The sequence below is a fragment of the Catalinimonas alkaloidigena genome, assembly GCF_900100765.1.
Lineage (GTDB): Bacteria > Bacteroidota > Bacteroidia > Cytophagales > Flexibacteraceae > Mooreia > Mooreia alkaloidigena.
On the sequence record NZ_FNFO01000001.1, the window covers coordinates 527899 to 553605 of the forward strand.

Sequence of the window (25707 nt, forward strand, 5' to 3'; positions counted from 1 at the left end):
CTTTTACACTTACTTACAATCCTTACGCTAGGGGGGAGCACCCTAACTTCAAGAGAATCAGCATTTTTTTTACATTTTCACTTACAATCCAAGGTACAAAGTGTTAATCGGACGCAATCTGACATCTACTTGCACCTGATTGTAGAAAAAAATCACCGTGGGAGTTCTAACCATTGATAGCATGAAGAAAAACTTACCCCTTGCGTCGGAAGGGACAGGTCTGTGCGAATCGACCACCATGATATCGGGTTGGTCCCACAAGTCGTTTACCTTTGAAACCCCCGTTATGACCGGAAAGTGGGAGTACGCGCTGGCAAATCCTCAGATCGCGTTAGAGGAGTTATCCAAAGAAGAATTGATCGCCATCATTTATCAGCAGAAAGAGCAGCAGAAAAATGTAGTCACTACGCCTCACCTGGCCGAAGCGATGTGTCGAGGTCGGCTCGACTCCGGAATCTTCCACGTCAATCAGAAATTCGCGTCTCTTTTCGGTTGCCAGTCGGTCGAAGAGGTTTTGGCCTGGGGGCACCAGACCATGAAAATGCACGCTTCTTCGTTTCGCCGGTTGCGCCGCCTGATCCGGCAGCAGGGAAGTTTGCAGAACTACGAAATCCTGTTGCGGCGGAAAGATAATTCGCAATTCTGGTGTAGCATCAGCACCGCTATGTTGACCGACGAGCACGGCTGTCCCTACTATGAAGCGGTGTTGCACGACATCTCTAACTACAAAGAGGCCGCGCGGAAACTCAAAGAAAATTTTGAGGAGCTGAAAAAAGTGAACGGCGAACTGGACCGGTTTGTCTACAGTGCCTCTCACGATTTGCGGGCGCCTCTGGTTTCGATTTTGGGATTGGTACAGGTCGCCCGCCTGGAAGCCGACGAAGAGCAGCGTCAACACTATTTTAGCCTCATCAACAACAGCGTCGACAAGCTCGATCGTTTCTGCAGAGAGATTGTCTACTACTCGCGTAACGCCCGGTTGGGCATCCGCCGCGAAAAGGTAAACCTGCGTCGTTTGATTCAGGAAGTACTGAGCGAATTCCAATTTACAGACGAATTCGGGCAGGTGCAGGTAGACGTAAGCGTGAGCCAGAAGTCGACTTTCTATACCGATTCGCAGCGGGTGTCTGTCATCCTGCGCAACCTGATCTCCAACGCGCTTCGCTACAACAACGCACACCGATGGAACTCGTTCGTTACCATCAAAGCGGACGTGCAGGGGCGTGAGTTGCATCTGGAAATAAGCGATAACGGCATCGGCATCAGCGAGCAGCATCTGCCGCACATCTTTTCCATGTTTTACCGGGCATGCGAACGGAGCAAAGGCTCGGGCCTGGGGTTGTACATCGTCAAAGAAACTCTCGATAAACTCCGGGGAACCATCCAGGTCGATTCTCGGCTCGGCAAGGGTAGCACGTTTGCCGTATGCATTCCCGAAGCCTCTAAAACTCAGAAAGTATAGCGTGAGGCTACTTCCGCAGGAGCGGGGCGCTAACTCAACCGGTACAGGCCCGTATAAGCGGGTATGGAAAAGAAAAAAGCGTTGATCGTAGGCGCCTCCGGTCTGGTGGGAGGCCACTGTCTGCAAGCTCTGTTGGCCTCTAGTCTTTACGAGTCGGTCGTCAGCCTCGGACGCCGTCGCCTGCCGCTCGACCATCCCAAACTAACGCAGCACCTTATTGATTTCGACCGCGCCGCCCAAACCCCCGAGTTCTTCGCCTGTGACGATGCTTTTTGTTGCTTAGGCACCACCATCAAACAGGCCGGTTCTCAGGAAAACTTCCGGAAAGTAGACCACGGATACGTAACCATTACGGCGCAGTTGGCTCAGCAACAGGGCGCTACCCGATTCTTTGTGGTCAGCGCATTAGGGGCCGACGCCACCTCGCTCATTCCCTATACACGCGTTAAAGGTAACATGGAAGCGCAGCTCCAGCAATTCGGTTTCGAGGAGTTGTACATCTTCCGCCCTTCGTTGCTGGTTGGCGACCGTCAGGAAGAGCGAAAAGCCGAGAAAACGTCAGAGCGTGTGTTGAACGTGCTGGAACCGTTGATGACGGGTTCCCTGCGTAAATACCAGGCGATCCGGGCCCACACCGTAGGGGAAGCGATGGTCCGCGCCGCGGCAGGGACGCGGCCGGGCGTGCATATTTTCTTTACCGATCAGATCAAAGACTTGGTGAACGCTACGCCCGCGACCTAAGCTAAAGGGGTAAGATGTAAGATAACATTCAAAACCCCAAAAATGCTCTGTATTTCCAGCTGCAAAAAACGTTTAGAAAGCCTCCTATAGCAACGTGCCGACCGCAGGCTTTGCTTTTAGACGCGTGCGTGGTGGATGTGAGGCCTGACGTTATTTAAAAAAGCCCCTCTTTTGCCGTAGGGGACGTACGGCATTGCAGATCTTCGGTAAAATCGGATGCGATATTTATGAAATTAACGTCATGCAAGACCATCCCTCAAAAAGAAGAGCAACGCAGTTTCGTACGTACCATCTTTCCGGAGAAATCAGGAGGGTACAGAAACGATGGAAGAGCAACGGCATGTTTGGGATCGACTAAAGACAGAGCGCTCGGACCCCAAAACTACGTTTTGGGAAAACTGGAAAGGATACATTTTTTTGGGGAGCCTGTTGGGCGTCAGGGCGTTAATTAGCTTCGGGAGGGGGAACGACCTGATCGGTGCCATTTGCCTTGCTGTCGCGGTCGGAAGCTTCGTCCTGGCAACTTTCACCACACGATCGACCGAGTAACAAGCGATGGCTTCAGAACGCGACGATCGGCGCTTCCGCTAGCGGTCTCATGCCGATTTGTTCTACCTTCGCTGCATGAGCAAGTCTCCGTTTAACATTCTTTACGTCGACGACGAGCGGCACAATCTCTTCTCGTTCCACGCAACGTTTCGAAAAGAGTATCAGGTCTTTACGGCGCAAACGGGGCAAGAGGCGCTGGAGTTGATGGAGCAAGAGCCGATTGCGTTGGTCATCACCGACCAGCGGATGCCCGGGATGACCGGTGTTCAGTTGTTGGAGAAAGTGCTAGAGAAACACCCCGATACCGTACGGATGGTGCTGACGGGCTACAGCGACGTGGATTCGATCATCGCGGCCATTAACAAGGGGAAGGTCCACAGCTACATCACCAAGCCCTGGAAACTGAACGAATTGGAGGTCACCATTCGTAATGCCCTGCGTGCCTACCAGCTCGAACACGAGAACCGAGCGTTGATCAAAGAGCGAAATCGCCTGTTGGTGCAGGCAGAGCGCCAGCAGAAAGAAAATCTGTTGTCTCAGTTTGAGTCTCTCAAAAACCAGATCAACCCCCACTTTCTGTTCAACTGCCTCAATGCATTGTCGTTGCTGGTGTTGAAAGATCCGCCCACGGCCGAAAAATTTATCTACAAACTGACGGACGTGTACCGTTACGTACTGCAACAGAAGGGACAAACGGCTGTGCCATTGCGGCAGGAGCTGCAGTTTATGGAGTCGTATCTGTTCCTGCAACGCATTCGGTTTGGCAATAACCTACAGTTGGAAATGCACGTTCCGGCCGAAGCGTATGCGTGTTATCTGCCTCCGTTGGCCTTACAGCTGTTGGTCGAAAACGCCATCAAACACAATGTGGTGTCGGGTGAACATCCGCTGCGTGTTACCATGCAGGTAGAAGGGAACGAGTTGGTGATCGCGAATAACCTTCAACCACGAGAACCCGAGGGAGAGTCGACGGGCATCGGATTGAGCAACCTGCGTGCGCGCTATGAGTTTATCACCCCACGTTTGCCACACTTTGGCCCGGAGCACGAGCGCTTTGTTGCGCGGTTGCCCTTGCTGCCGCGCGAAGACCTTGGAACTTAGCCTTCCGCGCCACGGGAGAACCGCAACGCGGAAGGAGACTGAAGATTTACTTCTTGGCTGGAATTGCGTACAACAGACCCAACGCTAGCGTCTGGCTTGCCTGTATGTTCGCGTCCTGGTCGGAATCATAGAGTATAATCCCCGTCAGGCTTACGTCGATGTACTTGGTAATTTTGGCCGATAACGCGACGTCAAGCCTGTGGTCAATGGTTTTGAAGCCAAACGTTTCCAGGTTGGCAAAGAGGAGGTAGCGTGCTTTCAGGTTGAGATTATCCGCCAGATTTTTATCAAGTTCAGCCAGAATTTGTGTGGCGAGCCACTCCATACGCGTCTTTTCCCCAACTTCCACGCCGTAGTTCTGAGGTACATTCCGGTACAGTGACGTGTCGTTGACAATCGTCAGGCGGGGCGCGAAGGGGCTAAACCGGATGTGAAAGTAGTCTACCGGTTTGTAGTCAAATCCCCAAGCGGCCGTAAGAAAGGCCGGGGCCAGAAAATCCGATATCTTTTGTCGGGGCTCGTTGGCCGGATATTTATACCCCGCCGCAAACTGGGAGATGAAGTTCACAGCCGCGAACAAGTCCCATTTTTCTGACAGATTGCGCCCCACTTTGGTGTCGAGGAACAGTAGGTCGGCGGTTTTCCGGACGCCTTGGCCCTGGTTGCGTACCACACCGAATTGCAGATCAACAATGTTGTTCCACGATACTTTGTCTTTTTCGTAATTGGCGGTGGTCTGGAACAGCGAGCCCAGGGCAATTGAATTCACGCCCCCGGCTTTCCAGTTGCTGCTGAAGGCGGCTTGGTTGAAATTGAGTCCGATCTTGAGGGATCGTTTCCAATACGTAGTGTCGGTATCTTGTGCCTGCACTGCACATACCAGGAAAAACAGCGAAAGAACGAACAGTTTTTTCATGAGATTCAGGGGTAGGATGACAGAAATACAGCGGATGCTGTGATGAACAACCAATGAAAAGGGGTAGGTACGAACCGTAGCGAGGAGGGGCAGATCAGAAGATCTGCCGGATCTCATCTTTAACAAAATGCAAGGCGCGGGAGGTCGGGTCTTCCTGGCGGCTGACAATCTTCTCGAAGATGTGCTTGGCCAGTTCGACGGCGGGTGCTTCTTTTTCAATTTCGCTGGCCGCCGTGTTGATCAGCCCGATGACTTCCTCCATAGCGTTTTTAACAAACAGCCAGGCTTCGTCGCTCATGTACACTTGTTGCGACAAATTGTGGTTGTATTCTTCGCGGATATCGGCCACCATGCGCTGTTGCAACTGCAATGCGTTGTAGGCCGGGTTGTTGACGCGTAACACCAGGTTGTGAGGAGAGATCCGTTCCAGAAAGAGGCAGATGCGCTCGTAGGCTTGTAGCCGCACCGGAATGATGGTCTCGGTGTTGCGGGAACGAATTTCAATCAGACGCTTTTCAGTCTCTTTCGAAAGAAATGATTGAACTGTCAGGTACATGCCGTACAGGACTACGGCGGCGGGCAATAAAATCTTGAGAAATTCGACGAATACTTCCATGTGATCGAATCGGGCGGCGTAAAAATAGGAACTTCCTGGAAATTAAAGCGATGCGGTTTTTGTTGTTTCGCCTGGCAGGAGTCTATTTTGCTGTACCAAAGTTGACGATTATGCACGATACGCTCGTTCCGGTGACCATTACGCCGGTGGCTCTGGAGGAAATTCGTAAGATCATTACCTTCAAGAACATCCCTTCCGACTACGCCTTGCGGGTGGGGGTGCGGGGTGGTGGGTGCGGAGGACTTTCGTACGTATTGGGCTTCGATACACCTAAGGCAAGCGACAAGTGTTACGTGCAGGACGATCTACAGATTGTGGTAGAGAAACGCCACGTGATGTATCTGTTAGGGACAGAAATTGACTTTGAGGACGGCAGCAACGCGCGGGGATTTACGTTCCAACGCCCTGGCTCAGAGGTCGAACCAACTGAGTGACCGATCGAGTTGCTGTCGTTCCAGCGGCAGCCGGCAGCCGGTCGGTTCGGTCCATGCTTCTTGCGGGACTTCCAGCGGGCGCTGGTTCAGCAGCGCTACTAGGGCCTGATAGGCATAAGCGGTCTGCGTATCGGTGCTGAACGGCGCTATGTTGAAATTTCCCCGGTAAAACAGCTGCCCTTGCGCATCCAGCAAAAGGGCCTGGGGCGACGCTCGGACGCCACACTGGGCCGCCAACGCGTTGGTCGGATCGTTCACCAAACGTACATTCAGGTCGTAGCGTCGCAAGAAATATTCCTCCGCTTGCGCAGCCTTATCGGGCTCGCTGACCAGCACTACATAAAAATCTACTTCGTCACCATACTTTTCGACGAGGGTTCCCATTTCTTTCATCGTGAATCGCGCGTACTGACAGTCCGGATCGAAGAACTGAACGAATACGGGCCGATGATGACGTTGTTCAATGAAGGGTGCCAGGGTGACGGGCCGCGCTGAAAGGGGAGCGGGTACAGAAAGCGCCAGCGTAGTAGGAGCTTTGTAGAGGCGATACCGTTGGCGCAGCACAAACGCAGTGGTTAGGCAGGCAACGAGCGATAGCAAAAGTGCTAATCGACGAGTATGCATGGTACAAAGTGTCTAAAGTAAAGACAATTATAACACTTTGTAGCCCAATGGAAATAGTGCCTGTTTCTCCCGAAATCACCTACGTAAGATTAAGAGTATCATCTAGTTAGAAATAGAGCGCGGATCAGTGCTCCTCGGACGGGTAAACCATCGTTCGAGTCTTTACCAAAAAAGGCGGGGACGCTCAGGAAAAGCAATGGGAGAGAGGGAAGCGCTCGGCACAACCTCACTAGTGGGTCTTGGTCATATCGTCCGGCACGACCAGCACGAAGTCGGCAACCTGTTGGTTTGCCTGTGCCAACGAATCGAGTTGCGATTGCTCTACCGTACTGATGGTGAGGATCTTCAGCGTAGGAGCTGTTTGACGTAGGTACCACCCGATGCCCTCGTGGCGATCCGAATGGTAAGCACCATTGAAATGCAGAAACGTTTGCCCTGCGTGCCGGTGTTGCGCGATGAAATGCGCCATGGTTGCGTCTTTGATGGCCTGGGCCGCCACCATCTGGTCGGCATTGCTGCCGTGCGCGCCGCCCATCATCTCCCGCATCTGGCGATAGCCGGGCAACTCCGGATCGATCGTCAACGGCAAGGGGGCAATCCACCGGCGTGCTTCGGCAGAAAGGCTATCCAGCACCGGAAGCCCCTGGCGCGCCACCAGCGACGCGTACCGCCGGGGAATGTTCGTGGCGACGAATGGTAGCGTATGTTCTTTCGCGTAGTCGACCAGAGGCCGGTAGTCGGTTGCGTAATTCTTCCAGAGTTTAGCTTCGGTAGCGAGGTGCTGGTCGGTAATCCATCCTGCCAGGTACTCGTCCAGCACAACCTGATCGTCAGCTTCGAACATTTCGGCCCCCAGCACCAGCTGGTTCCCGTGCTGGGCGTGAAGTTCTTGCAGGAGGCGCACCTGAAACCAGTGCGCGATGGCGTTGTTGTGCAATTCTCCGAACAGGACGACGTCGGCTGCGGCGGCTTGCGACACAAGCGTTTCCCAGGCGGCGGGTTCTCCCTGTGCGTTGAACCAGCGATAGGCCATTGGGGGCGTGGAAGCGGTGCTGACCAGCAGGAGGGAAAGACAGACGAGTCGGAAAAGCGTTTTCATACCCTGAAAATTACTGCGAGAGAAACGACTGCCGGAGCGTGATGCGTGCCAACTGGCAGAGCCCGCCGAGGGGAGGATTGTGTTTGGCAATACGCACTTCACCGTGCTGTGCGGTGGGAAACGTTTGTTGCAGGCGGTTCAGAATCCGCCGGGCCACGTGCTCCAGCAGGCGCGAGGGTTGTTCCATGGCTTCAGCCACGATGCGGTAGACCGTTTCGTAGTTGAGCGTACCCGTAAGATCGTCCTCGTCGGCGGCTGCGGTGAAGTCAGTCACCAGTGTAACGTCGACCGTATACCGGTTGCCCAGCTGCTGTTCCGCTTCGTAGAATCCGTGATGCGCATAAAACTCCATGCCTTCCAGCGTAATGGCATGGTAGGTGGGGGCAGGCGACTGATCCATAAGGTTATATTACCCCAGCTGATCGAAAAACGAACCGCCTGATTTGGAGCGGTGGGGGGGCTGGGGCTGTGTTGCGTCGGGTTCCGGCGTTGCAGGTTCCGGCGTGTCATGATCTTCTTCCGTCTCCGCTTCCGGCAGTTCTTCTTCCACCTGTGCATCGGGGGTGGGGCGTTCGGGTTCCGGCGTTTCCTGGGCGGTTACTTCCGGCACCTCGGGCAGCCTGCGGCTAGGTTTAGGTTCTTCCCGGGATTCCTCCACATCGTCGTGAGACGAAAGCGAGAGTGCCGCGGTCCGCGCAAATTCCAGTGAAGCTTTGGCGCTTTTCATCTCCGCCCGCTCTACGCGGCTAATGGCATCTTTCGCCAGATTCTTGAACTCGTTCAGCAAATTATCGCGATACGATTCCAACGTGTTATACTCCCGCTCGAGCGCCTGCACCTCCCGTTGCAAGCGGGTGTAGGTTTGTTTGGCCTCGTCCTCAGCATCTTCCACAATGGTTTTGGCTTTCCAGCGAGCGTCTTTCAACAGCGCATCGACCTTGAGCTGGGCTTCGCGCAGTTGCAGATCCGACTTTTTCTGCGCCTGGTCGATGATGTTATGACTGGTATCCTCAGCCGTTTTCAAGGTCTTAAACAGCGAGTTTTCAATCTCGCGTAACTTGTGTACCTCTTGTTGTAGCGTTTCCGTTTTCAGCCGGAGCTCCCGTTGTTCGTCGAGCATCTTTTCCCAAGCTTGTGAAAGCGACGCCAAATACGCATCTACCTCTTCCTTGCTATACCCACGAAAAACCCGCTCAAATTGCTTTTGACGTATCTCTAAGGGAGTGATGTTCATAACTGTTTGGATGAGAATCTGTTAAAAGACGGAAATTACGCGAATTTACGTAAAACCGCAGGTTAATTGAAAAAATCGAGTTGCCAGACCGACAGGGTCCGATCGTCGCTGGCCGAAACCAGCGGCAGGTCTCCCGGGAGCCACAACAACTTGTTGACGGAGGTGCCGTGGCCCGCGTGTCGTGCCCGGTCGATGACTTTCAGCAGCCGGAGCGTTTCCGCATCCCACACCTTGATGGACTTGTCCATACTGGCCGACGCGAAGTAGCGTCCGTCTGCGCTGAACGTCAGGTGGTTGATGGCGTACATGTGCGCGACTACCTGCTGGTCGAAGGCGTACTGCCGGTCGACACGCCACCGCTTGAGGTGTGCATCGCGGCTGCCCGAGAGCAGCGAACGGCCGTCGGGGGTATACTGCACCGTAAATACGGAATTCTGATGCGCGTCCAGCGTATGCAGCACCTCCAGTGAGTCGGGCGCTAGAATGCGAATGGTATGGTCGCTATAACCCACGGCCAGTTCGGAGCGGGTCGGGTGCAGGGCAATGGCGCGGGCGCTTTTTTCGTTGACTTGCAGGGCTTTTTTCACGGTCAGGGTGCGCAGGTCGAGGCGCAGCAGGTAACCGTCGCCGGTGGCGGCAAATACGGCATCGCCGGCCGTCTGGAGGTCGAACAGGGCGGCGCCGGTGATTTTTACCGACTTTACTTCCTGCCGCTCTTTCACACGAATGGCGTGAATGCCCTCAAAATTTTGCCCGATCAGCAACAGGTCAAGGTCCGGGCGGTAGTGAAGGGCATAAACGGACGTAGGCAACTGGGCGATCAACTGACCCTGGTCCGGTTTTTCCAGATCCCACAAGACGACGAGGCCGTCGCCGCCGGCAGAGAAGAACGAAGTAGGAGTAGGACCGGGCGCCACGGTGTAGACGCAGTCGCGGTGGCCGGTGAACGTAGCCTGTCGGGTAACCTGAATTTTCATGACTGGCAAAGATAGGGTGCGGAGCCGTAGGCCGAAGCCGCATTTACGGTTGCAGGGAGGAATCTTCCGAGTCGCGTCCCGGCATCACCGCATCCGGACCACCAGGAAGGTGATGTCGTCGTGCGGCGTGGCATTGCCGCCCCAGCTTTCGTTGGTAGCCAGCAGGTGCTCTTTGATGGCCTCCGGAGTTTGATCGGCTACCGTCAGGATGACCTGTTTCAGTCGCGCCAACCCAAAAATCTGGCCATCTGCATTGAAGCGCTCCAGGAGTCCGTCCGTCAACGCAATCAGCAAATCGCCACTTTCGAGCGTGTGCTGCTCTTCGATGAAGTTCTGGTCGTCCTGTACGCCCAAAAATAACCCGGGACGAATCAGCGTCGAAATCTCCTGCGTCCGGGCATGGTACCAGAGGAGGGGCGGCATGGCGGCGGTGGTCAGGGAAAGCGTATAATCTGTGATGCGCAACAGTTGCAGCCCCATGTACATCCCGCGCAGGTTCAGGTTACGAATGGCCCGGTGGATCTGCTGCATCACCTGAGGGGTGTCGTGCTGCGAGGCCAGGGTTTGGAAGTAACTCTTGACCATTACGCCCAACAGGCTGGAACGCATGCCGTGTCCCGTCACGTCTCCCAGTACCAAAGTCAGATCGCGGTCGGTGTGTTGCGCATAATCAAAATAATCGCCTCCTACTTCCAGTGCGGGTTGCTGATAAAAAACCAGATCCAGGTGGGTCGTTTGCGGTACCCGCCGTGGAATGATGGCCCGTTGCAGTTGGCGCGCTTCTTCCAGCTGCTGGGTTTTGCGCAGGTCTTCCTTCTCGATGTGCGCTAAGGCGATGTTAAGCACCTCGTTTTTGTCACGAAGCTCGTTTTCCGACTGTTTCAGCGCCGTGATGTCGGTCGCCACACTCAGGATCTGCTGTTCACCGGAAGGAAGGTGCAGTGCCTTTTTGATCGTGAGGTAATGACGTATTTCGCCATGTGCGTCGGTAACGGTCTCTTCGCGCGATACGGTCCGCTGTTGTTGGAGCGCCTGCTGGTCGAACTCCAAGTACAAGGTGATCTGATTGGGATCGTATTCAGCCAGCCAGTCCGTGTTGTTTTCCAGCTCATGGATGCTGCGGCCCAACCGGTCGGCTACGGCCTGGTTGGCCAGCAGCAGCACGCCTTCGGTCGAACGCACAAAGATGGGACTCGGCACCGCGTCGATGATTTGCCGCAGGTACTGTCGTTGCGTCTCCACTGCCTCGCTCACCTTGACGCGGTCGGTGATGTTGTGCGCGACGTCCAGCAGATAAGCCACCTCCTCGTGTTCGTCGAACACCGGCACCAGGTGGTGGGTGAAGTGTTGGTCCTGCTGCTTGAGGTCAAAAGAAACGGCTTCTCCGGCAAACGCGCGCGCCAATTGTTCGCGCAGGGTATCGTGTCCCTCGTTGAAGAGGTCGAAAACCGTATGGTTCAGAAACGCGTGTTGTTTCAAGCCGCCCTGGCTCAATTCCTGTCCGTCGATGAAGGTAACGCGGTAGTCGGGCTCGATCAGGCTGATGGACCCATTGGGGTAGTGCCGCGCCACCGTCCGGTACAGTTGCTCGCTCTCGCGCAGCCGCCGCTCCAGTTTCTTTTGCTGGTCGACACTGCGCATGCTGGACACCATGCTCGTCACGGTGCCCTTGTAAAACCGCAACCGCGTGCTGGTTTCTACCCAGACGTATTCGCCCGATTGGTGCAAGAGCCGGTAGACTTCCCGGTACATGGGTTCCTGCGCGGCCAGACTCTTGGCGGCAGTTTCCTGCACGCGAATCAGGTCTTCGGGGTGCATAAAATCGTACACCGTTTTGCCGAGCAGTTCTTTGGGTTGATAGCCCAACAGAGTAGTCACCGAGTCGGACACGTACGAGTAAGCTCCGTCGGCAGTCAATTCACAAATCAGGTTATCCGAGCTCAGGATCAGCGTGCGAATGTGATCCAGCTTGAGCAAGTGCTCCCGGCTAAGCGTAATGGTTGTGGCCTGTTCCTGCCTTTTCCAGGTCACCTGAATGTGTTGCAACTGCCCCGTGGGCGTATACAACGCACTCCACTCTACCTGGTATTCCTGCGGCGGCGTCCCTTGCCACATGGGCAGCGTCAGAGACGGTGCACCCCTTTGCAACTCCGTGCACACCCGGTCAAACAGGGCCGCGTCGCACAGCACCTCCATGCCCCCCTGGGCATTTAGCGTGGCAACCTGCATGGCAAACGCCTCTCCAAACGCGTGGTTTACGAACTGAATTTGTCCGTCTAGTGAGACGAGGGCCATGGGAGACTCTGTAGCAGTACGGGTCAGTGCATAATTAAGTGGTGCCGTGAAAAATCCCATGTTGGTAGCATTGCAGCGCGCGATGAGGTCCGCCTGCGGTACGTGCGTGAGCGTCAGTGAAAGGTAAAGTTACTCAGCCCTTGTAAGGTTCTGCAATCTAAATAAGCATATTTTTTGGAAAAACGACCGCAAAACGGAAAGGGTTTTACCGATTCCCGCTTACATTAGTAGTCCTGCCACCGCTGTAGCCTCACTAGTTTCCGTGTACTTTTCATCATCTTCTATGCACATTAGAGTACTTCTTGTGGCGACACTCCTGAGTGCCGTCTTCTCCTCGGGCTATGCCCAAAAGAAAAAACAGGCGCCTGCCGCCAATCCGCCCGCGTTCTCTACCGAGGGGATGCAGAAAGCCGAAGGGTTTCTCACGTTCTACTGGGACGAAAAGAAAGGGAAAGTCTGGCTGGAGATCGGCCGGTTCGACACGCCGCTTCTGTACTACACTTCGCTGGCCTCAGGCATGGGCTCGAACGACCTGGGCCTAGACCGGGGGCGGTTGGGGGGCGAACACGTCGTCGAGTTCCGGCGCGTGGGGCCCAAGGTGCTGATGGTAGAACCCAACCAGAATTACCGCGCCCTGAGCGAAAACGCCGCCGAACGGCTGGCGGTGCAGGAAGCGTTTGCCGAGTCGGTGCTGTGGGGATTCGACGTCACTTCAGAACAGGGAGGGACCGTAATGGTAGACGCTACGCCGTTCCTGATGCGCGATGCGTTGCACATTCCGGACGACATCGGCGAAATGAAACAGGGGAAATACCAGTTCGACGCTACGCGGTCGGCCCTGTACCTGCCCCGCTCCAAAGCCTTTCCGAAAAATACGGAGTTCGAAGTGACCGTGACCTTCACCGGGTCGCAGGCCGGCGCGTACGTGCGTTCGGTGGTGCCCTCGTCCGAGGCATTTACCGTACGCGAGCACCATTCGTTTGTCGAACTGCCCGACGACGGCTACCAGCCCCGCCCGTTCGACCCGCGTGCGGGTGTCAACTCCATCAGCTTTTACGACTACGCCACGCCCATCGACCAGCCCCTGGAAAAGCGTTACATCACGCGCCATCGCCTCGAAAAGAAAGATCCGTCGGCGGCGGTGAGTGAGCCCGTCGAGCCCATTGTGTACTACCTCGATCCCGGCACGCCCGAACCCATCCGGTCGGCCCTGATGGAAGGAACCGCCTGGTGGAATCAGGCGTTCGAAGCGGCCGGGTTCCGCAATGCGTTTCGGGTGGAACTGTTGCCGGCAGATGCCGACCCGATGGACGTGCGCTACAACGTGATCCAGTGGGTGCACCGCTCCACGCGCGGGTGGTCGTATGGTATGTCGATCGTCGATCCGCGTACGGGCGAAATCATCAAAGGGAAAGTCACGCTGGGTTCGCTGCGGGTGCGGCAGGATTTCCTGATTGCGCAGGGACTCGTGGCCGATTACCAGGCGGGCAAACCCGTGTCGGCAGAAATGCTCCAACTCTCGCTGGCGCGCCTGCGCCAGCTGGCCGCTCACGAGGTAGGACACACCCTGGGTTTGCCCCATAACTTCATCGCCAGTACCGAGAGCCGCGCTTCGGTCATGGACTATCCCCATCCGGTCGTGAAGATCAACAACAACGGTACCCTCGACTTGTCCGACGCCTACGCTACGGGCATCGGTGACTGGGACAAGGCGGCCATTCGCTACGCCTATGCGCAGTTTCCGGAAGGGACCGACGAGGCCGATGCCCTGGCACAGCTCATCCAGGATAACCAGAAAAACGGGCTCCACTTCCTGACGGACCAGGACGCCCGTCCGCTGGGCAGTGCGCACCCGGCCGTGCACTTGTGGGACAATGGAGCGAGCGCGGTCGAGGAACTGCAACACGTGTTGCGCGTACGCGAAATTGCCCTGAAACAGTTTGGAGCGCAGAAAATCCCGGTCGGTACGCCGCTGGCAACCCTCGAAGAGGTACTCGTGCCCCTGTATCTGTTTCATCGCTACCAGGCCGAAGCCGCGGCCAAAGTGGTGGGCGGGATGCGCTACACGTACGCCCTGCGGGGCGACGGGCAGGAACCCCTGGCGTTTGTGGCGGGCGATGTCCAGCGTAAGGCGCTGGCCGAATTACTCAAAACCTTGAGCCCAAGCGTACTCGCGCTGCCGCCCTCGGTTCAGAAGCTGATTCCGCCGCGACCGTTCGGGTATCGGGCCAATTACCGCGAAGTGTTCGAAGGCAGTACCGGACTGACGTTCGACCAACTGGCTCCGGCCGCTGCGGCCGCCGACCTGACGTTGTCGTTGCTGTTGCATCCCGAGCGGGCTGCCCGGCTGGAAGCGCACCACGCGGTCGAGGCCTCGCTACCCGACTTCACGGAGGTAGTCACGGCACTTCTGGACGCCACGTGGCGCAGCGGAAAAGCAACAGGTTATGCGGGGGCGGTGCAGGAAGTCGTCAATCAACAGGTGCTCGATCGGTTGCTGAAGCTGGCCACCAACGCCACCGCCACCGCAGGCGTACGGGCCATCGCGGGCTACGAACTCTCACGCCTGAAAACCGACCTGAAAAACGGACACATCCGTGCCGGAAATGCATTGAGCTACTACGCCCTTGCGCAAATCGAGCAGTTTGAGCGCTACCCACAGGCGTTGGAACTCCCTTCTCCCGCGCGTATTCCGGATGGCTCTCCGATCGGATCAGACGCCTGCGGCAATTAAAGCCTGTACAAGCACGGATCAAAACAAAACGGCTCGGCACCTACCAGTACCGAGCCGTTTTGTTTTAGGCCAACGAAGCGAGGAAAAGCCCCTCACCCGCGGTATTACGATTTAGAAGCATCGAAATTATCCATGACTTTTTGCGCACGAAGCGGATCAAGGTGCCCTTCTACCATGGCTTCGGTTGCGAGTTTATAGCGCAAAAATGCGCGCGAGTCTTCTTCGAACTCCGCAATTTTATAATAAGGGTTGACCAAGTCATCGATTTGTAAGGCTGCGACCGGCGTTACGCTGATTTGCCATTTCCCGGTCAGATGACAATCGGGGCAAGGCTCTGGTGCATCGGCAGGCGTTTCGTTCAAAAAGGAAAGGCTGGAAGGTGTAAGGCCTTCGCCTTCGCAGGTCGGACATTTACACGAGATCGTCACGTTTTGATCCATGACATTTACATTATTTTCCATGTCTTTTCATACGGAGCTACCCCGAGAAGGATGTGCAATCGGGTGGTTTTTTGGGGATCTCTCTTCTAACGGCAGCGTCCGGTTTGGTTAATTGGTGGATTGGTTTTGGTGAATTAAGAACGGAAAAAGGGGATAGAATCTCAAGGCGATGTAACAGAAATGCCAAAGTTTTCAGTTTTTCAGCATCGCGTCATCTTCTCAACGCTACTGCCCTGATTTTCTGTACGGTGCCAGCGACGGATGTACTATCTCCTGCCAATGCCCCCGCATTATCATCACGTAAGCCGTCAGCATCTGTTCGGCGGCCTGACCAGCGCCTGGGCCACTTCCGGATGTTGATCGCACAGATGCAGGCGCAAGGGATGAGAAAAGGGACTACGCCCGAAGGGCTTAAGGCGTTTGAGGAAGAAGCGATGGAAGAAAGGCATATGTTACGCGACACCGCAAAAACCGGGCAGAAGTCACGGTACATGTACCACCTCGCTGAGGGACGAAACGCCGTTTTCGTCGAACGCCTCGATGGCGAAATAATACGCCTGCCCGATGTTCAGGGCGCGGATCTCTTTTTGCGTGGGCTGGTCGGCAAAAATCTGGTACGCCTGATAGAGCTTGTCGGAGGCGATGCCCCACCGGATGTTGTACCCGACCACACCCGGCACTGCCTTCCAACTGACGAATACATTGCGGGCATCCTGGTCGCGGATCGCCATAAAGCGGGTGGGGATTTTCGGCGGTTTCCGGCGGTCTGGGGTTCTGTAGCCGAACACCCGGAAATCGCTGATGGCGAGGTGAGGCGACCCGACATAGACGTGTTCGTACCGCAGGTAGCGGGTGCGGACCGGTTGCTCCAACTCGACGTAGGCATTAGGCCGGTCGCGTCGGTCGTGGGTGAGGTCGGCGAGCGGCTGCCAGGTGCGTCCGTCGCGCGAGTGGGAGAGGCGGAACTGTGTGTAGACCACGTTAGAGTCGTTGCTGTACAGATTCGAACGGTAGTCGGTGTAGTTGACTTGCACCGCCCGCACTTCCATTTCCCGTTGCAGGTCGAGTTGCAGCCATTCGCCTTCCCGGTTGTGTTGCGCCACCCAGAACGTACGCGGATTTTCGTCGGTGACGCGGCTGGCCTGCATGGTGTCGAGCGTCGAGGAGGCGGTGCAGGGCTTGCGGTACGAAAGCAGCATCCATCCCGTGAACAACTCGTCCGACGTGGTCCATTTCTTCGTGGGCAGGTAGTGCGGAAAATCGCCAAAGCGCGTGTTGACGTACAATTCGTCGTCGGCATCAAAGCCCGCCGGAAACATCGCGATGCGCCGTTCAAAGTTCCAGTTGACGGCGATCCAGGGCGTGCCCGTGTTCCAGTAGTTGCCGTAGTGATCCTGGAACGTATTGCCGTGGCCTACGCCGGTCATAAACCCACCCGGTTTGTACGAGATCGGATTGTAAGGCGCGTAGCGGAACGGTCCCAGCGGCGCGTCACCGACGTAGGTAGCGTTGGCGTAGACGTTGTATTCGGTGCCGGGGCCGCTGTACTGCAAATAGTATTTGCCGCGGTATTTCGTCATCCAGGCCCCTTCCTTGAACGGCCGGATCGTGTCGCGGTGGTCGTAGCCGAAGCGTTCCCAGCCGTGCTCGTCGGGATGCAGTTCGAGTAGCGGCACCGGATCGCCGGTATAGGCCAGGTTTTTGCGCTTGTCCAGCCGAATGCCGAACAGCGGCAGGTCGTTCGACGAACCCCAGTAGAGGTACCATTCGTCCCGGTCTTCGTCGTAGAAAAAAGCCGGGTCCCACGCCCCGATCATGTAGGGAACCACGCGGGGCAGGGCGGGCAACCACCGGTTATAAAACTCCATCCGCCCTGTTTCGGGAGCCGTCGAAAACAAAATGGGCCGCTGCGCATCGGTCGATTGCAACAGGTAGAGGGTGTCGCGTACCGAAATCGCCGCCGGCGCCACCACCCCCTCGAACGGCCAGCGACTCGGCGTGATGAACGTCCAGTGGCCCAGGTCTTTCGATTGCCAGTAGCCGCCCGCTAGCGTCAGGAACAGGTAATACGTCCCGCTGTGGTTCACGATGACCGGATCGGCCCCCGAGCGGTACGAGATGCTGTCGTTCAACTGCTCGAAGTTGTACCGATAGGCAATGTCCATCGGGTTGCAGTAGGTAGTGGGGTGAGGCGATTGTGCCAGTGCCAACCCGGCCCAGAGGCAACCGACTCCAAGAAAGGCTTTCATAGGTGTGGTGGATAAGTCGGGCCAAGCTAGCGTTTTTTACCGTAGCGACGGAATTAATTCCGTCGCTACAATTGTCAATCAGGCTTACGACTTTTTGTCCAGCACCGTGTCGCTGAAGTGGTCCATAGCCCGTTTCAGGAAAACGGCCAGACCGGGCTGGTGTTGGTCGTAGAACGCCCGGAAGCGCTCGTCGTCGACGTACAGGTTCGCCAGCCCGCGGTACCGTTCTGCCGTAACGGGGTAGTGATGTTCCAGCCAGCGGTAGTGGCGATGCACCAGCGCTTGCACTTCCGGTGCGTCCGGTGCCTGATCCAGGTGGGCGGCCAATTCCTGGCCTATCGCTTCGGCTTCCTGCTGCAGGGCGGCGTAGTCCTGTTTGTTCATGGCTTTCAGGCGATTTTTCGAGGTTTCCACTTCTTTTTCGCCCCAGCGTTCTTTGGCCTCTTGGTCGTACGCGGTGGCTTGTTCCTTGGAGAAACCGGCGTACAGTTCGTCGTCCGTCATCATGTCGTGTTGGGTTAATTGTGCAATGGTTTTGTCAAGGGTCCGGAGAAGTTGCTGGAGGCGATCCCGCCGTTTCACCAGTTCGTGGCGATGGTACCGCAGCGCGTCGACTTGGTCAAACGCCGGATCGTCCAGAATTCGTTTGATGGCGTGCAGCGGAACATCCAGCTCCCGGAAAAAGAGAATCTGTTGCAGGCGCAGCAACTCGGGCCGGCCGTAATAACGGTAGCGCGACTCGGCACGCTCGGCGGGGTGCAACAACCCGATCTGGTCGTAATGATGCAGCGTGCGGACGCTGACCCCGGCCAGTTGCGCCAGGCGTTTGACAGAGTATTTTTCCATGCGTTTTCTCAGAACCAGGGACAAAGAAAAGGGCTGACGTTGCGTAAGAGTCAAGCGAAAAGGGAAAAAAGTTTGAAAAAAGTGGGAACGATGCTCGAAAACGACGGAAGGCGGCGGCGCAAATCCGTATAAGAGTCGTCTGCCCTTAACCTTCAGGGTTTCACTGCGTTGCATAAAAGAGCGGACCTATTTGTTTACCAAACTTTTTACTTATGGAAAAGGAATATCAGGAAGCTGCGGTGGCCCGCGTGGAGGACCTCGCGAACGGCGATATGAAACAGGTGAAAGTCGGCGACACGGATGTGCTGCTGGTGCGCCTGCCAGATCATTTTTATGCGTTGGGTGCGAAGTGTACACACTACGGCGCGCCCTTGGTCAAAGGGGTGTTGCACGAAAGCCGGGTAATTTGCCCGTGGCACCATTCCTGTTTCGACGTACGGAGCGGTCGCCATCTGGAGCCACCGGGCTGCGACGGACTGCCCACGTTTGCGGTGCGCACCGAGGGTGACGACGTGGTGGTGCGCGTCCCGAAGCCTGCCCCCCAGGAGGTGGTCGCCGAGATGGCGCAACAGAAGAGCGATCAGCCCGTACACGTGGTGCTGGGCGGTGGAGCGGCCGGAGCGTACGCCGCCGAAGCCATTCGGGAAGGTGGTTTCACCGGCCGGGTCGTGCTTGTTTCGAAGGAAGAACAACTGCCCTACGACCGGCCCAAAGCCAGCAAGCAGTACCTGCAGGGCGCAGCCGACGACAACGCTATGCCCCTGCGCTCGCCGGAGTTTTACCGGCAGCACGATATTGAGTTGATGCTTGGTAAAGAAGTAACGGAGGTCGACGTCGTGCAAAAGGAAATCAAGTTTACCAACGGTGAATCCCTCCGCTACGATGGCATCGTGATGTGTACAGGAGGGAAAGTGCAAACGCTGCCGGTGCCGGGAAGCGACCTGAAAAACGTCTTCACGCTGCGCTCGTGGCAAGACAGCAAAGCCATTCGCGAAGCGGCCCAACAGGCGAAGCGGGCGGTCGTGATCGGCGCGTCGTTCATTGGCCTGGAAGGCGCGGCCGGTCTGCAGAAACACGGCTGTGCGGTAACGGTCGTCGCGCCCGAAGAAGTCCCGTTCGGGAAGGTCTGGGGCGATGCGGTCGGGAAGTGGATTCAGGGCCTGCACGAGCAAAAAGGCGTCACCTTCCAACTTGGTGCGAAGGTCAAAGCACTGAAAGGCACCAGCCAGGTCGAAGGCGTCGTCCTCGAAAGTGGCGAAACCCTACCGGCCGATCTGGTGCTGGTGGGCATCGGCGTCAAACCCAATACGGATTTCATCAAGGGGGTGGACAAAGCCGACGACGGTGGCCTCATCGCCAGCAATTACCTGAAGGTGACCAACGGGTGTTACGCCGCCGGCGACATTGTCCAGTTCCCGTTCCGCGACAGCCACGCGCGCATCGAACACTGGCGTGTGGCCTGCCAACAGGGCCGTGTGGCCGGGCACAACCTGGCCGGGAAGAAAGAAGCGTATACGGCGGTGCCGTTTTTCTGGACGGCGCAACAGGGCACCAACATCCGGTACGTGGGCCACGTGAAAGACTACGACGTCACGTTCCACGACGGCAACGTCGGCGACGAAAGTTTCCTGGTCTACTATGTGAAAGACGGTGCACTGAAGGCCGTACTGGGCGTGAACCGCGACCCCGATGTGGACGCCATCGAAGAGTTAATGCGCCTGAACAAAGTTCCCAGCGCCACCGAACTGCAAGGCCCGATCGATTGGATCGACCGCCTGCATCGCCTCTCGCAGGAGGACAATCAGCGGCACTTCGCCCATCACTAACCTGTGGTATCAAAAAAAGCAAAAAAGCGGTTTCCTCCGGGAGATCGCTTTTTTATGTGCGTAAAAAGTTTAGCGTTGAAAGCTTCAAGTTCAAAGTTCGGCTTTTTGCTCTTTTAATACTGTCATAGATATTTTATGACTTATTCATCGGTTGCTCGTCCGTAACGATGGGGCGATCGGCACAGACGGCCGGCCGCTGCTGCCGCCCGCCACCGCTGTTAAAATCGTCGCTACAGAGGAGCGCAAGGCATCTGCCAATACGTCATTTTAGTTTTACAATGGTATACTTTAAGCTTTCAACGCTAAACTCATAACTCTAAACTCTTCACCTATTCTTCCCATGTCCACCTTCTGGCAGGCGCGCGAAAAATACCGGCCCGATCCCATCAAAGTTTTGTTCATCACCGAAGCGCCGCCCGACCCGCAACACGAACGGTATTTTTACTTCGAGCACGTCCGTCGAGGGGACAGCCTGTTTCTGGAGCTGATCAAAGTCCTGTTTCCGGAAGAAGTAGAAGCGTTTGAGACGGTGAAGCAGCTCCGGGCCGAAAAGCCGTATTTTCTGGAACGCTTGCAGGACGAAGGCTACTTTCTGATGAGCCCGGTCGACCGACCTCTGCCGGGTTTTACGGCGGCCGCACGGACCAAAGTTTACCAGGAGCACCTGCCGGACCTGATCCGCACTCTACTCCAAATCGCCCGCCCTACGACGCCCATCGTGATCATTTCGGCGGTGGTGTTTCGGGCCATTGCGCCGACGTTGCGGGCCAGCGGCTTTCGGGTCATCCACGACGACCTCATCGAGTTTCCCAACTCCGGACAACAGGCCAACTTCCGGCGTAAGCTCAAAGCCCTCTTGCAACAAAAAGACCTGCTGCCCGCGCCACTGTGAGTACTTAGCCCACCGTGTGCAGGGCTGCCGGAGCGCTCACCTGCGGTTTAGCGCGCAGCGCCTGGTGTAAATGGCGCTCCTGGTGCGTGACCACAAACTCAAAAGCCTCGCCGGTGCGCAGCCGCAACAGCCGGAAGAACTCCAGCGGCACCCGACGCGCGTTCAGCGGGGCATCCTCGGCGAGATCGAGAAGGTGCAACAACGCTTCCTGCTGCTGGAGGAACGTCGTGAGTACATCGCGCGACAGCGGCTCCTGCGGAGGCACCATGTGCTTGAAGGTCTTCTGTTTTTTCGGGTTCTCCGGCGCGACCGACCGAATCGACCAGTTCCCCAGCCAGCTCTTCTTCACTTCTTCGAGGATCGGGCGGTCGGCTGGGCCGTGCAACGCCTGTGCAAGTACCGGCACGTAGTAGCGACTGTAGCGATTCAGATGGTCGAGGCATTGCAGGATGCTCCAGGCGCCCGGCGCGGGCGGACAATTCAGCATTTCGAGAGGAAGGGTGGAAAATTCGCGGCGGACAAGGTCCGTTTGTGTGCGGACCTGTAGGCGGAGGGCGCGGAGGAAATCGGTAGACGGCATGGGTTTCTTTTTTGACAAAGGTAGGGGGGACAACAGGTGCCGATCCTTGATTGAAATCAAGATTGCGCCTGGATGCGGCTCAGGGTTTCGGGCGTCATGCGCAGGTAGGAGGCGATGTACTTGCGCGGCACGAGCTGAAACAGGTGCGGACTGCGGGCCTGCAACCGGGCGAGGCGTTGGGCCGGATCGTGCAACATCAGATCGATTTCCCGTTCGATGCGTCCCAGCAGCGCCCGCTCGATTTGCGTGTGCCAGAACGCGGCCAGGGCCGTATGTTCTTGCATAAAAGCGTAGAAATCGTGGCGGGTAATGCCGCGCAGTTCACTTTTGCGCAGTGCCTGGATGTTGTATTCCGATGGGCGACCTTCAATGAACGACGGAAACGAACAGATGAGCGAAGGCGCGTAGGCAAAGCCCACGCAGATGTCTTCGGTTTCGGTGGGGTAAGAGAGCCACAGCGCCCCGGACTGTACGAAGTAGAGGTGATGCTCCACTTGCCCACGCCGGGAAAGGAAATCGCCCCGCGCGACAGTAACCTCCTTCTGCCAGAAACGCAGCAGCGCCGCGATGGCGTCGGGGGTCAGTTGGGTGTGCTGTTGCAGCAGCGTGGCGAGCATCGGGAAACGGGACGGTCGGCAACGAAGATAGCCATTCTGCGGGGTGCGGCAAGGGCGGGCTGGGTGCCGTTCGTAAAGTCGTCTGAAAAAGCATAAAATGTCTCGCACTGAGGTGTTTACTTCCGGTCGTGACGAGTACTTTCGCCGTCGATGACGATGCCTTCGAATGCCCACGATCCCTGGGCGGCCCTGCGATACGGGAACTTCCGACTTTTTATCTCGGTGCGGCTGTTGACCACGTTGCTGACGCAGGCGCAAGCGGTAGTGGTTTCTTATCAGCTCTACGAGATCACGAACGATCCCCTCGCACTGGGACTGATCGGCTTGGTGGAAGCCGTACCGGCGCTGACCGTGGCGCTATACGCCGGACACGTCGCCGACCGCTACCACCGGAAGCGGATCGTGCTGTTGAGTTTCGCCATGATTTTCCTGACGACGCTGATTCTCTATCTCTATTCGCTGGAGTTTGCGCAGTGGCACGCCCGCCTGGGTACAGCCCCGATCTACCTGGCCATTTTCTTCACCGGGCTGGCACGGGGCTTCATCAGTCCGGCCAACTTTGCCCTGATGAGCCAGCTGATTCCCCGGGCCATTTACCTGAACGCCACCACCTGGAACAGTAGCGTCTGGCAACTGGGCACCATCATCGGGCCGGCGTTGGGTGGGGTGCTGATCGGCGCGATGGGCGCGACGAACAGTTACCTGGTCGTGATCGGCATTCTGGCCGTAGCGGCGATCCTGTTTTCGTTTCTGCAAAACGTGCCGCCGCCCGCCTACACCTCGACCGAAACGCTGGTGACGCGCATCCGCAGCGGCTTGCAGTTCGTGTTCGGCAACAAAGTGCTACTCAGCCTGATTACCCTCGATTTGTTCGCCGTGTTGTTCGGTGGAGCCGAGGCGTTGTTCCCGGTCTTCGCGCGCGACATCATCGCCAACAACAATCCGGAAGAGACGTTCGGACTGCTGCGGTCGGCTCCGGCGGTGGGTTCGGCCCTCATGGCGCTGGTCCTCACCTTCGCGCCGCCGATGAAACATGCCGGGCGCAACATGCTGCTGGCGGTGGCGGGTTTCGGACTGTCGATGATCTTCTTCGCGTTGAGTCAGCACCTGTGGCTGGCGCTCTTTTTCCTGTTTCTGAGTGGTGTGTTCGACAACATCAGCGTGGTCGTGCGCTCCACGATGCTGCAACTCCTCACGCCGGACGACATGCGCGGGCGGGTTTCGTCGGTCAACTCCATGTTCCTTAGTTCATCCAACGAAATCGGGGCGTTCGAGTCGGGTGTGACGGCCCGCTGGCTCGGAACGGTCACCTCCGTCGTGTTCGGTGGCATCATGACGATGGTCGTGGTCGGCTTCACCAACTGGCGCGTGCCGCGCCTGAAACGCATGGACATGCAGGAATACAGCCGGTAGCGGCTAGCTGACGACCGACTCCGGCACCGCATTGGGAATGGTGAAATAAAAGTGACTGCCCTGGCCCGGGGCACTTTCGACCCAGATCATGCCTCCGTTTTTCTCCACAAACTCGCGGCAGAGGGGGAGTCCTAACCCCGTCCCTTTTTCGTTGTGCGTGCCCTTAGTCGAGATGTTATGGGTCCCGAAAAGCCGAGGCTGCACCTCCGCCGGAATGCCGATGCCCGTGTCGCGCACGCAGAGGGTCGTGTGGGTGTCGCCTACCTCAGCCGTGAGGGTCACCTGGCCGCCGGAGTGGCAGAACTTGATGGCGTTGGACAGCAGGTTACGCAGCACCAGATCCATCATGTTTTTGTCGGCGCGCAGCCGCGGATTGCCCGCCAACCGGTTGTGGAGCGTAATCTGTTTGTCGTGGGCCTTCTTTTCTAACAGCGGCAGAATCGGCCGGGCCAGGCTGTGCAGCTCGAACGTAACGGGTTGGAACAGATCACCTTTGAGCTGGTTTTTCGACCAGGAGAGCAAGTTCTCCAGCATCTCCATCGTATACCCCACGTTTTGCGATAAGGAGGCCATCATCAGTTTCAGCTCTACGTCGGTCACATCGTCGCTTTCCGCCAGGTTGATCAGGCTCATCAGGCTGGCCATCGGGCTGCGCAGGTCGTGCGAAATGATCGAGAACAGACGGTCTTTCAGTTGGTTGAGTGCTGCCAGTTCGTGGGCTTGTTCCTGTAATTTTTCCAGGGCTACGGTCTGTTCCGTCACGTCCCGGAACAACAGCAACTGCCCGCCGTAGACGTCGCCCTTTTCGCGCAGGGGCGTGGCAATCACCTCCAGGTAGCGTGCCGTCGGGCCGTGCGTCAGCGTCAGTGGAAGGGTGGTGTCGACCCGAGTCGTCTGCAAGCGATGCAGGGCGGCCTCGCCCGGAAAAAGGTCGGGCAGCGTCTGGCCGATCAACGGGCTGGTACGCGGGGCAACCCACGCCTTCAACTGCGGATTGGCGTCTACAATGCGTCCCTTCCGGTCGAGCACCAACACGCCCTCGCGCATCACTTCGATCATTTTGCCCCGCGCTACGGGCACGATGTCGAACAACTGAAAGCGCAAAAATCCGATGCTGACCAGCACCACCGTACAAAAGAATGCGTAGGGCGTCGGGTCAATGCCGTGCGGCAGGCGAATGCCCAGAAAATAGAGCACGTTGACGCCCCACGGAATAAAGTTGCTGGCGAAAATGAGCAGACTCTGTTTGCGGTACAGCGGATCGGCCTTGCGGAAGTGGGCAAGCAGCAGCACGTTGCCGCCCACCAGCAGCGCGTAGAAGTAGGCGAAGTGGACGTAGTACCACGGCCCTCGTTCAAAACTGATGCGGGCAACCGGTTCTACCAGATGAACAACCGGGTGCTGGTAGTACAAGTCGTGCCAGGGACTCGTCCAGACCAGCAGGAGCGTGACCACCGGCTCCACCAACAACAGCCCGACGGTGAGCGGGGTGAGCCATTTTTCCTTTCCGACAAAATTTATTACAAACAGGGCGATGCAGAAGGGCAGTGGGGCAATGCCCAGGTAGAGCAGTTTCATGAAAAGCTGCACCGTCGGGACGGTGGTGCTGGCCACCTGGCACCCGTAGAAAAACGTCCACACGACAATGGCAAACAGCAGCGCGCTAAACCAGCGGATGGCCCGCGTCGGTTGCCGCACTAAGACGAAGGCGAACCCCGCAATGACCAGACTGGCAAAAAAAAGGGTAAGCGCGAAAACGTTGAGCGAAAAGTGCATGGAGAAGCAAGGACGGTATCAGCCTACGACCGGTAAAGCGAAATGCCCTGAAAATCAGTGGTGTTTTCGCCCCATACCTGCACGTAAGATAGAAGAGCTTCGTGCGATGAATTCGTAATTTTAAAACGAAATACTACATGACGCAACTTTCATACGATTGAAAGAAAAGCTTCTGTCCTCCTTCCAGAACAACGGGCAATCGCCGTGGCCTACTTCCCTGGCAGCTCAATTCTGTTAACTACTAACTCCGGAAGACGTACCGTTTTTACTTTGATGTGCGCTCAGT

General features: G+C 56.8%; 22 protein-coding genes. 8 read left to right on the plus strand and 14 right to left on the minus strand.

Features of this window, described 5'->3' with window-relative positions; genetic code table 11:
• The first annotated feature begins 181 nt into the window (after positions 1 to 181).
• The 3 genes from BLR44_RS01945 to BLR44_RS01960 all read left to right on the plus strand — a co-directional run bounded on the left by BLR44_RS01945 (position 182) and on the right by BLR44_RS01960 (position 3853).
• On the plus strand, positions 182 to 1462 hold the full coding sequence (locus BLR44_RS01945; RefSeq protein ID WP_089678380.1) for a PAS domain-containing sensor histidine kinase: 1281 nt from the start codon (positions 182 to 184) through the stop codon (positions 1460 to 1462).
• 63 nt (positions 1463 to 1525) lie between these two features.
• Complete coding sequence (locus tag BLR44_RS01950) at positions 1526 to 2203, plus strand: oxidoreductase (protein WP_089678382.1); 678 nt, start codon at positions 1526 to 1528, stop codon at positions 2201 to 2203.
• Positions 2204 to 2827: 624 nt separating this feature from the next.
• Positions 2828 to 3853 (plus strand): histidine kinase, encoded by a 1026-nt coding sequence (locus BLR44_RS01960; protein WP_089678386.1) that lies wholly within the window; start codon positions 2828 to 2830, stop codon positions 3851 to 3853.
• Between the two features lie 46 nt (positions 3854 to 3899).
• Here the strand turns inward: BLR44_RS01960 and BLR44_RS01965 are convergent, their stop codons facing one another.
• Both BLR44_RS01965 and BLR44_RS01970 read right to left on the minus strand, forming a co-directional pair.
• Positions 3900 to 4769 (minus strand): DUF3078 domain-containing protein, encoded by an 870-nt coding sequence (locus BLR44_RS01965; RefSeq protein WP_089678388.1) that lies wholly within the window; start codon positions 4767 to 4769, stop codon positions 3900 to 3902.
• 94 nt (positions 4770 to 4863) lie between these two features.
• Positions 4864 to 5385, minus strand: coding sequence for a DUF7935 family protein (locus BLR44_RS01970; RefSeq protein ID WP_089678390.1), 522 nt, complete (start codon positions 5383 to 5385; stop codon positions 4864 to 4866).
• Between the two features lie 110 nt (positions 5386 to 5495).
• Here BLR44_RS01970 and BLR44_RS01975 point away from each other — a divergent pair, with 110 nt between their 5' ends.
• Complete coding sequence (locus BLR44_RS01975) at positions 5496 to 5819, plus strand: HesB/IscA family protein (RefSeq protein WP_089679087.1); 324 nt, start codon at positions 5496 to 5498, stop codon at positions 5817 to 5819.
• Here the strand turns inward: BLR44_RS01975 and BLR44_RS01980 are convergent.
• The 6 genes from BLR44_RS01980 to BLR44_RS02005 all read right to left on the minus strand — a co-directional run bounded on the left by BLR44_RS01980 (position 5796) and on the right by BLR44_RS02005 (position 12048).
• Entirely contained in the window at positions 5796 to 6443 is a 648-nt protein-coding gene (locus tag BLR44_RS01980) for a TlpA family protein disulfide reductase (protein WP_089678392.1), read from the minus strand. The genes BLR44_RS01975 and BLR44_RS01980 overlap by 24 nt on opposite strands.
• A gap of 229 nt (positions 6444 to 6672) precedes the next feature.
• Positions 6673 to 7542, minus strand: coding sequence for a ChaN family lipoprotein (locus BLR44_RS01985; protein WP_089678394.1), 870 nt, complete (start codon positions 7540 to 7542; stop codon positions 6673 to 6675).
• 10 nt (positions 7543 to 7552) lie between these two features.
• A complete protein-coding gene (gene folB / locus BLR44_RS01990) occupies positions 7553 to 7942 on the minus strand; it encodes a dihydroneopterin aldolase (protein WP_089678396.1) in 390 nt (129 codons plus the stop codon).
• Between the two features lie 9 nt (positions 7943 to 7951).
• The gene (locus BLR44_RS01995) at positions 7952 to 8776 is read right to left on the minus strand and encodes a DivIVA domain-containing protein (protein ID WP_089678398.1); all 825 of its coding nucleotides are present in this window, start codon (positions 8774 to 8776) and stop codon (positions 7952 to 7954) included.
• A 62-nt stretch (positions 8777 to 8838) separates the two neighbouring features.
• The gene (locus BLR44_RS02000) at positions 8839 to 9753 is read right to left on the minus strand and encodes a WD40 repeat domain-containing protein (protein ID WP_089678401.1); all 915 of its coding nucleotides are present in this window, start codon (positions 9751 to 9753) and stop codon (positions 8839 to 8841) included.
• Between the two features lie 84 nt (positions 9754 to 9837).
• Entirely contained in the window at positions 9838 to 12048 is a 2211-nt protein-coding gene (locus tag BLR44_RS02005; protein ID WP_176955867.1) for a SpoIIE family protein phosphatase, read from the minus strand.
• A gap of 283 nt (positions 12049 to 12331) precedes the next feature.
• On the opposite strand from BLR44_RS02005, the gene BLR44_RS02010 reads away from it, so the two are divergent.
• The gene (locus BLR44_RS02010) at positions 12332 to 14782 is read left to right on the plus strand and encodes a zinc-dependent metalloprotease (protein WP_089678404.1); all 2451 of its coding nucleotides are present in this window, start codon (positions 12332 to 12334) and stop codon (positions 14780 to 14782) included.
• 104 nt (positions 14783 to 14886) lie between these two features.
• On the opposite strand, the gene BLR44_RS02015 is transcribed toward BLR44_RS02010, so the two are convergent.
• From BLR44_RS02015 to BLR44_RS02025, 3 genes are all read right to left on the minus strand, one after another.
• The gene (locus tag BLR44_RS02015) at positions 14887 to 15243 is read right to left on the minus strand and encodes a hypothetical protein (RefSeq protein WP_143017064.1); all 357 of its coding nucleotides are present in this window, start codon (positions 15241 to 15243) and stop codon (positions 14887 to 14889) included.
• Positions 15244 to 15704: 461 nt separating this feature from the next.
• Positions 15705 to 17471, minus strand: a complete 1767-nt coding sequence (locus BLR44_RS02020) for a discoidin domain-containing protein (protein ID WP_089678409.1) — start codon at positions 17469 to 17471, stop codon at positions 15705 to 15707.
• An 84-nt stretch (positions 17472 to 17555) separates the two neighbouring features.
• Complete coding sequence (locus BLR44_RS02025) at positions 17556 to 18317, minus strand: MerR family transcriptional regulator (protein WP_089678411.1); 762 nt, start codon at positions 18315 to 18317, stop codon at positions 17556 to 17558.
• A gap of 212 nt (positions 18318 to 18529) precedes the next feature.
• Here BLR44_RS02025 and BLR44_RS02030 point away from each other — a divergent pair, with 212 nt between their 5' ends.
• Together BLR44_RS02030 and BLR44_RS02035 are read left to right on the plus strand one after the other, a co-directional pair.
• Complete coding sequence (locus tag BLR44_RS02030; RefSeq protein ID WP_089678413.1) at positions 18530 to 20143, plus strand: FAD-dependent oxidoreductase; 1614 nt, start codon at positions 18530 to 18532, stop codon at positions 20141 to 20143.
• Between the two features lie 340 nt (positions 20144 to 20483).
• Positions 20484 to 21035 (plus strand): hypothetical protein, encoded by a 552-nt coding sequence (locus tag BLR44_RS02035; protein ID WP_089678415.1) that lies wholly within the window; start codon positions 20484 to 20486, stop codon positions 21033 to 21035.
• A gap of 4 nt (positions 21036 to 21039) precedes the next feature.
• On the opposite strand, the gene BLR44_RS02040 is transcribed toward BLR44_RS02035, so the two are convergent.
• Positions 21040 to 21615, minus strand: coding sequence for a DinB family protein (locus BLR44_RS02040; protein ID WP_089678417.1), 576 nt, complete (start codon positions 21613 to 21615; stop codon positions 21040 to 21042).
• A 56-nt stretch (positions 21616 to 21671) separates the two neighbouring features.
• A complete protein-coding gene (locus BLR44_RS02045) occupies positions 21672 to 22232 on the minus strand; it encodes a Crp/Fnr family transcriptional regulator (RefSeq protein WP_089678419.1) in 561 nt (186 codons plus the stop codon).
• Positions 22233 to 22388: 156 nt separating this feature from the next.
• Here BLR44_RS02045 and BLR44_RS02050 point away from each other — a divergent pair, with 156 nt between their 5' ends.
• Entirely contained in the window at positions 22389 to 23645 is a 1257-nt protein-coding gene (locus BLR44_RS02050; protein ID WP_089679090.1) for an MFS transporter, read from the plus strand.
• Between the two features lie 3 nt (positions 23646 to 23648).
• Here BLR44_RS02050 and BLR44_RS02055 read toward each other — a convergent pair whose 3' ends face one another.
• Positions 23649 to 25421, minus strand: coding sequence for a sensor histidine kinase (locus BLR44_RS02055; protein WP_089678421.1), 1773 nt, complete (start codon positions 25419 to 25421; stop codon positions 23649 to 23651).
• Positions 25422 to 25707: the final 286 nt, after the last annotated feature.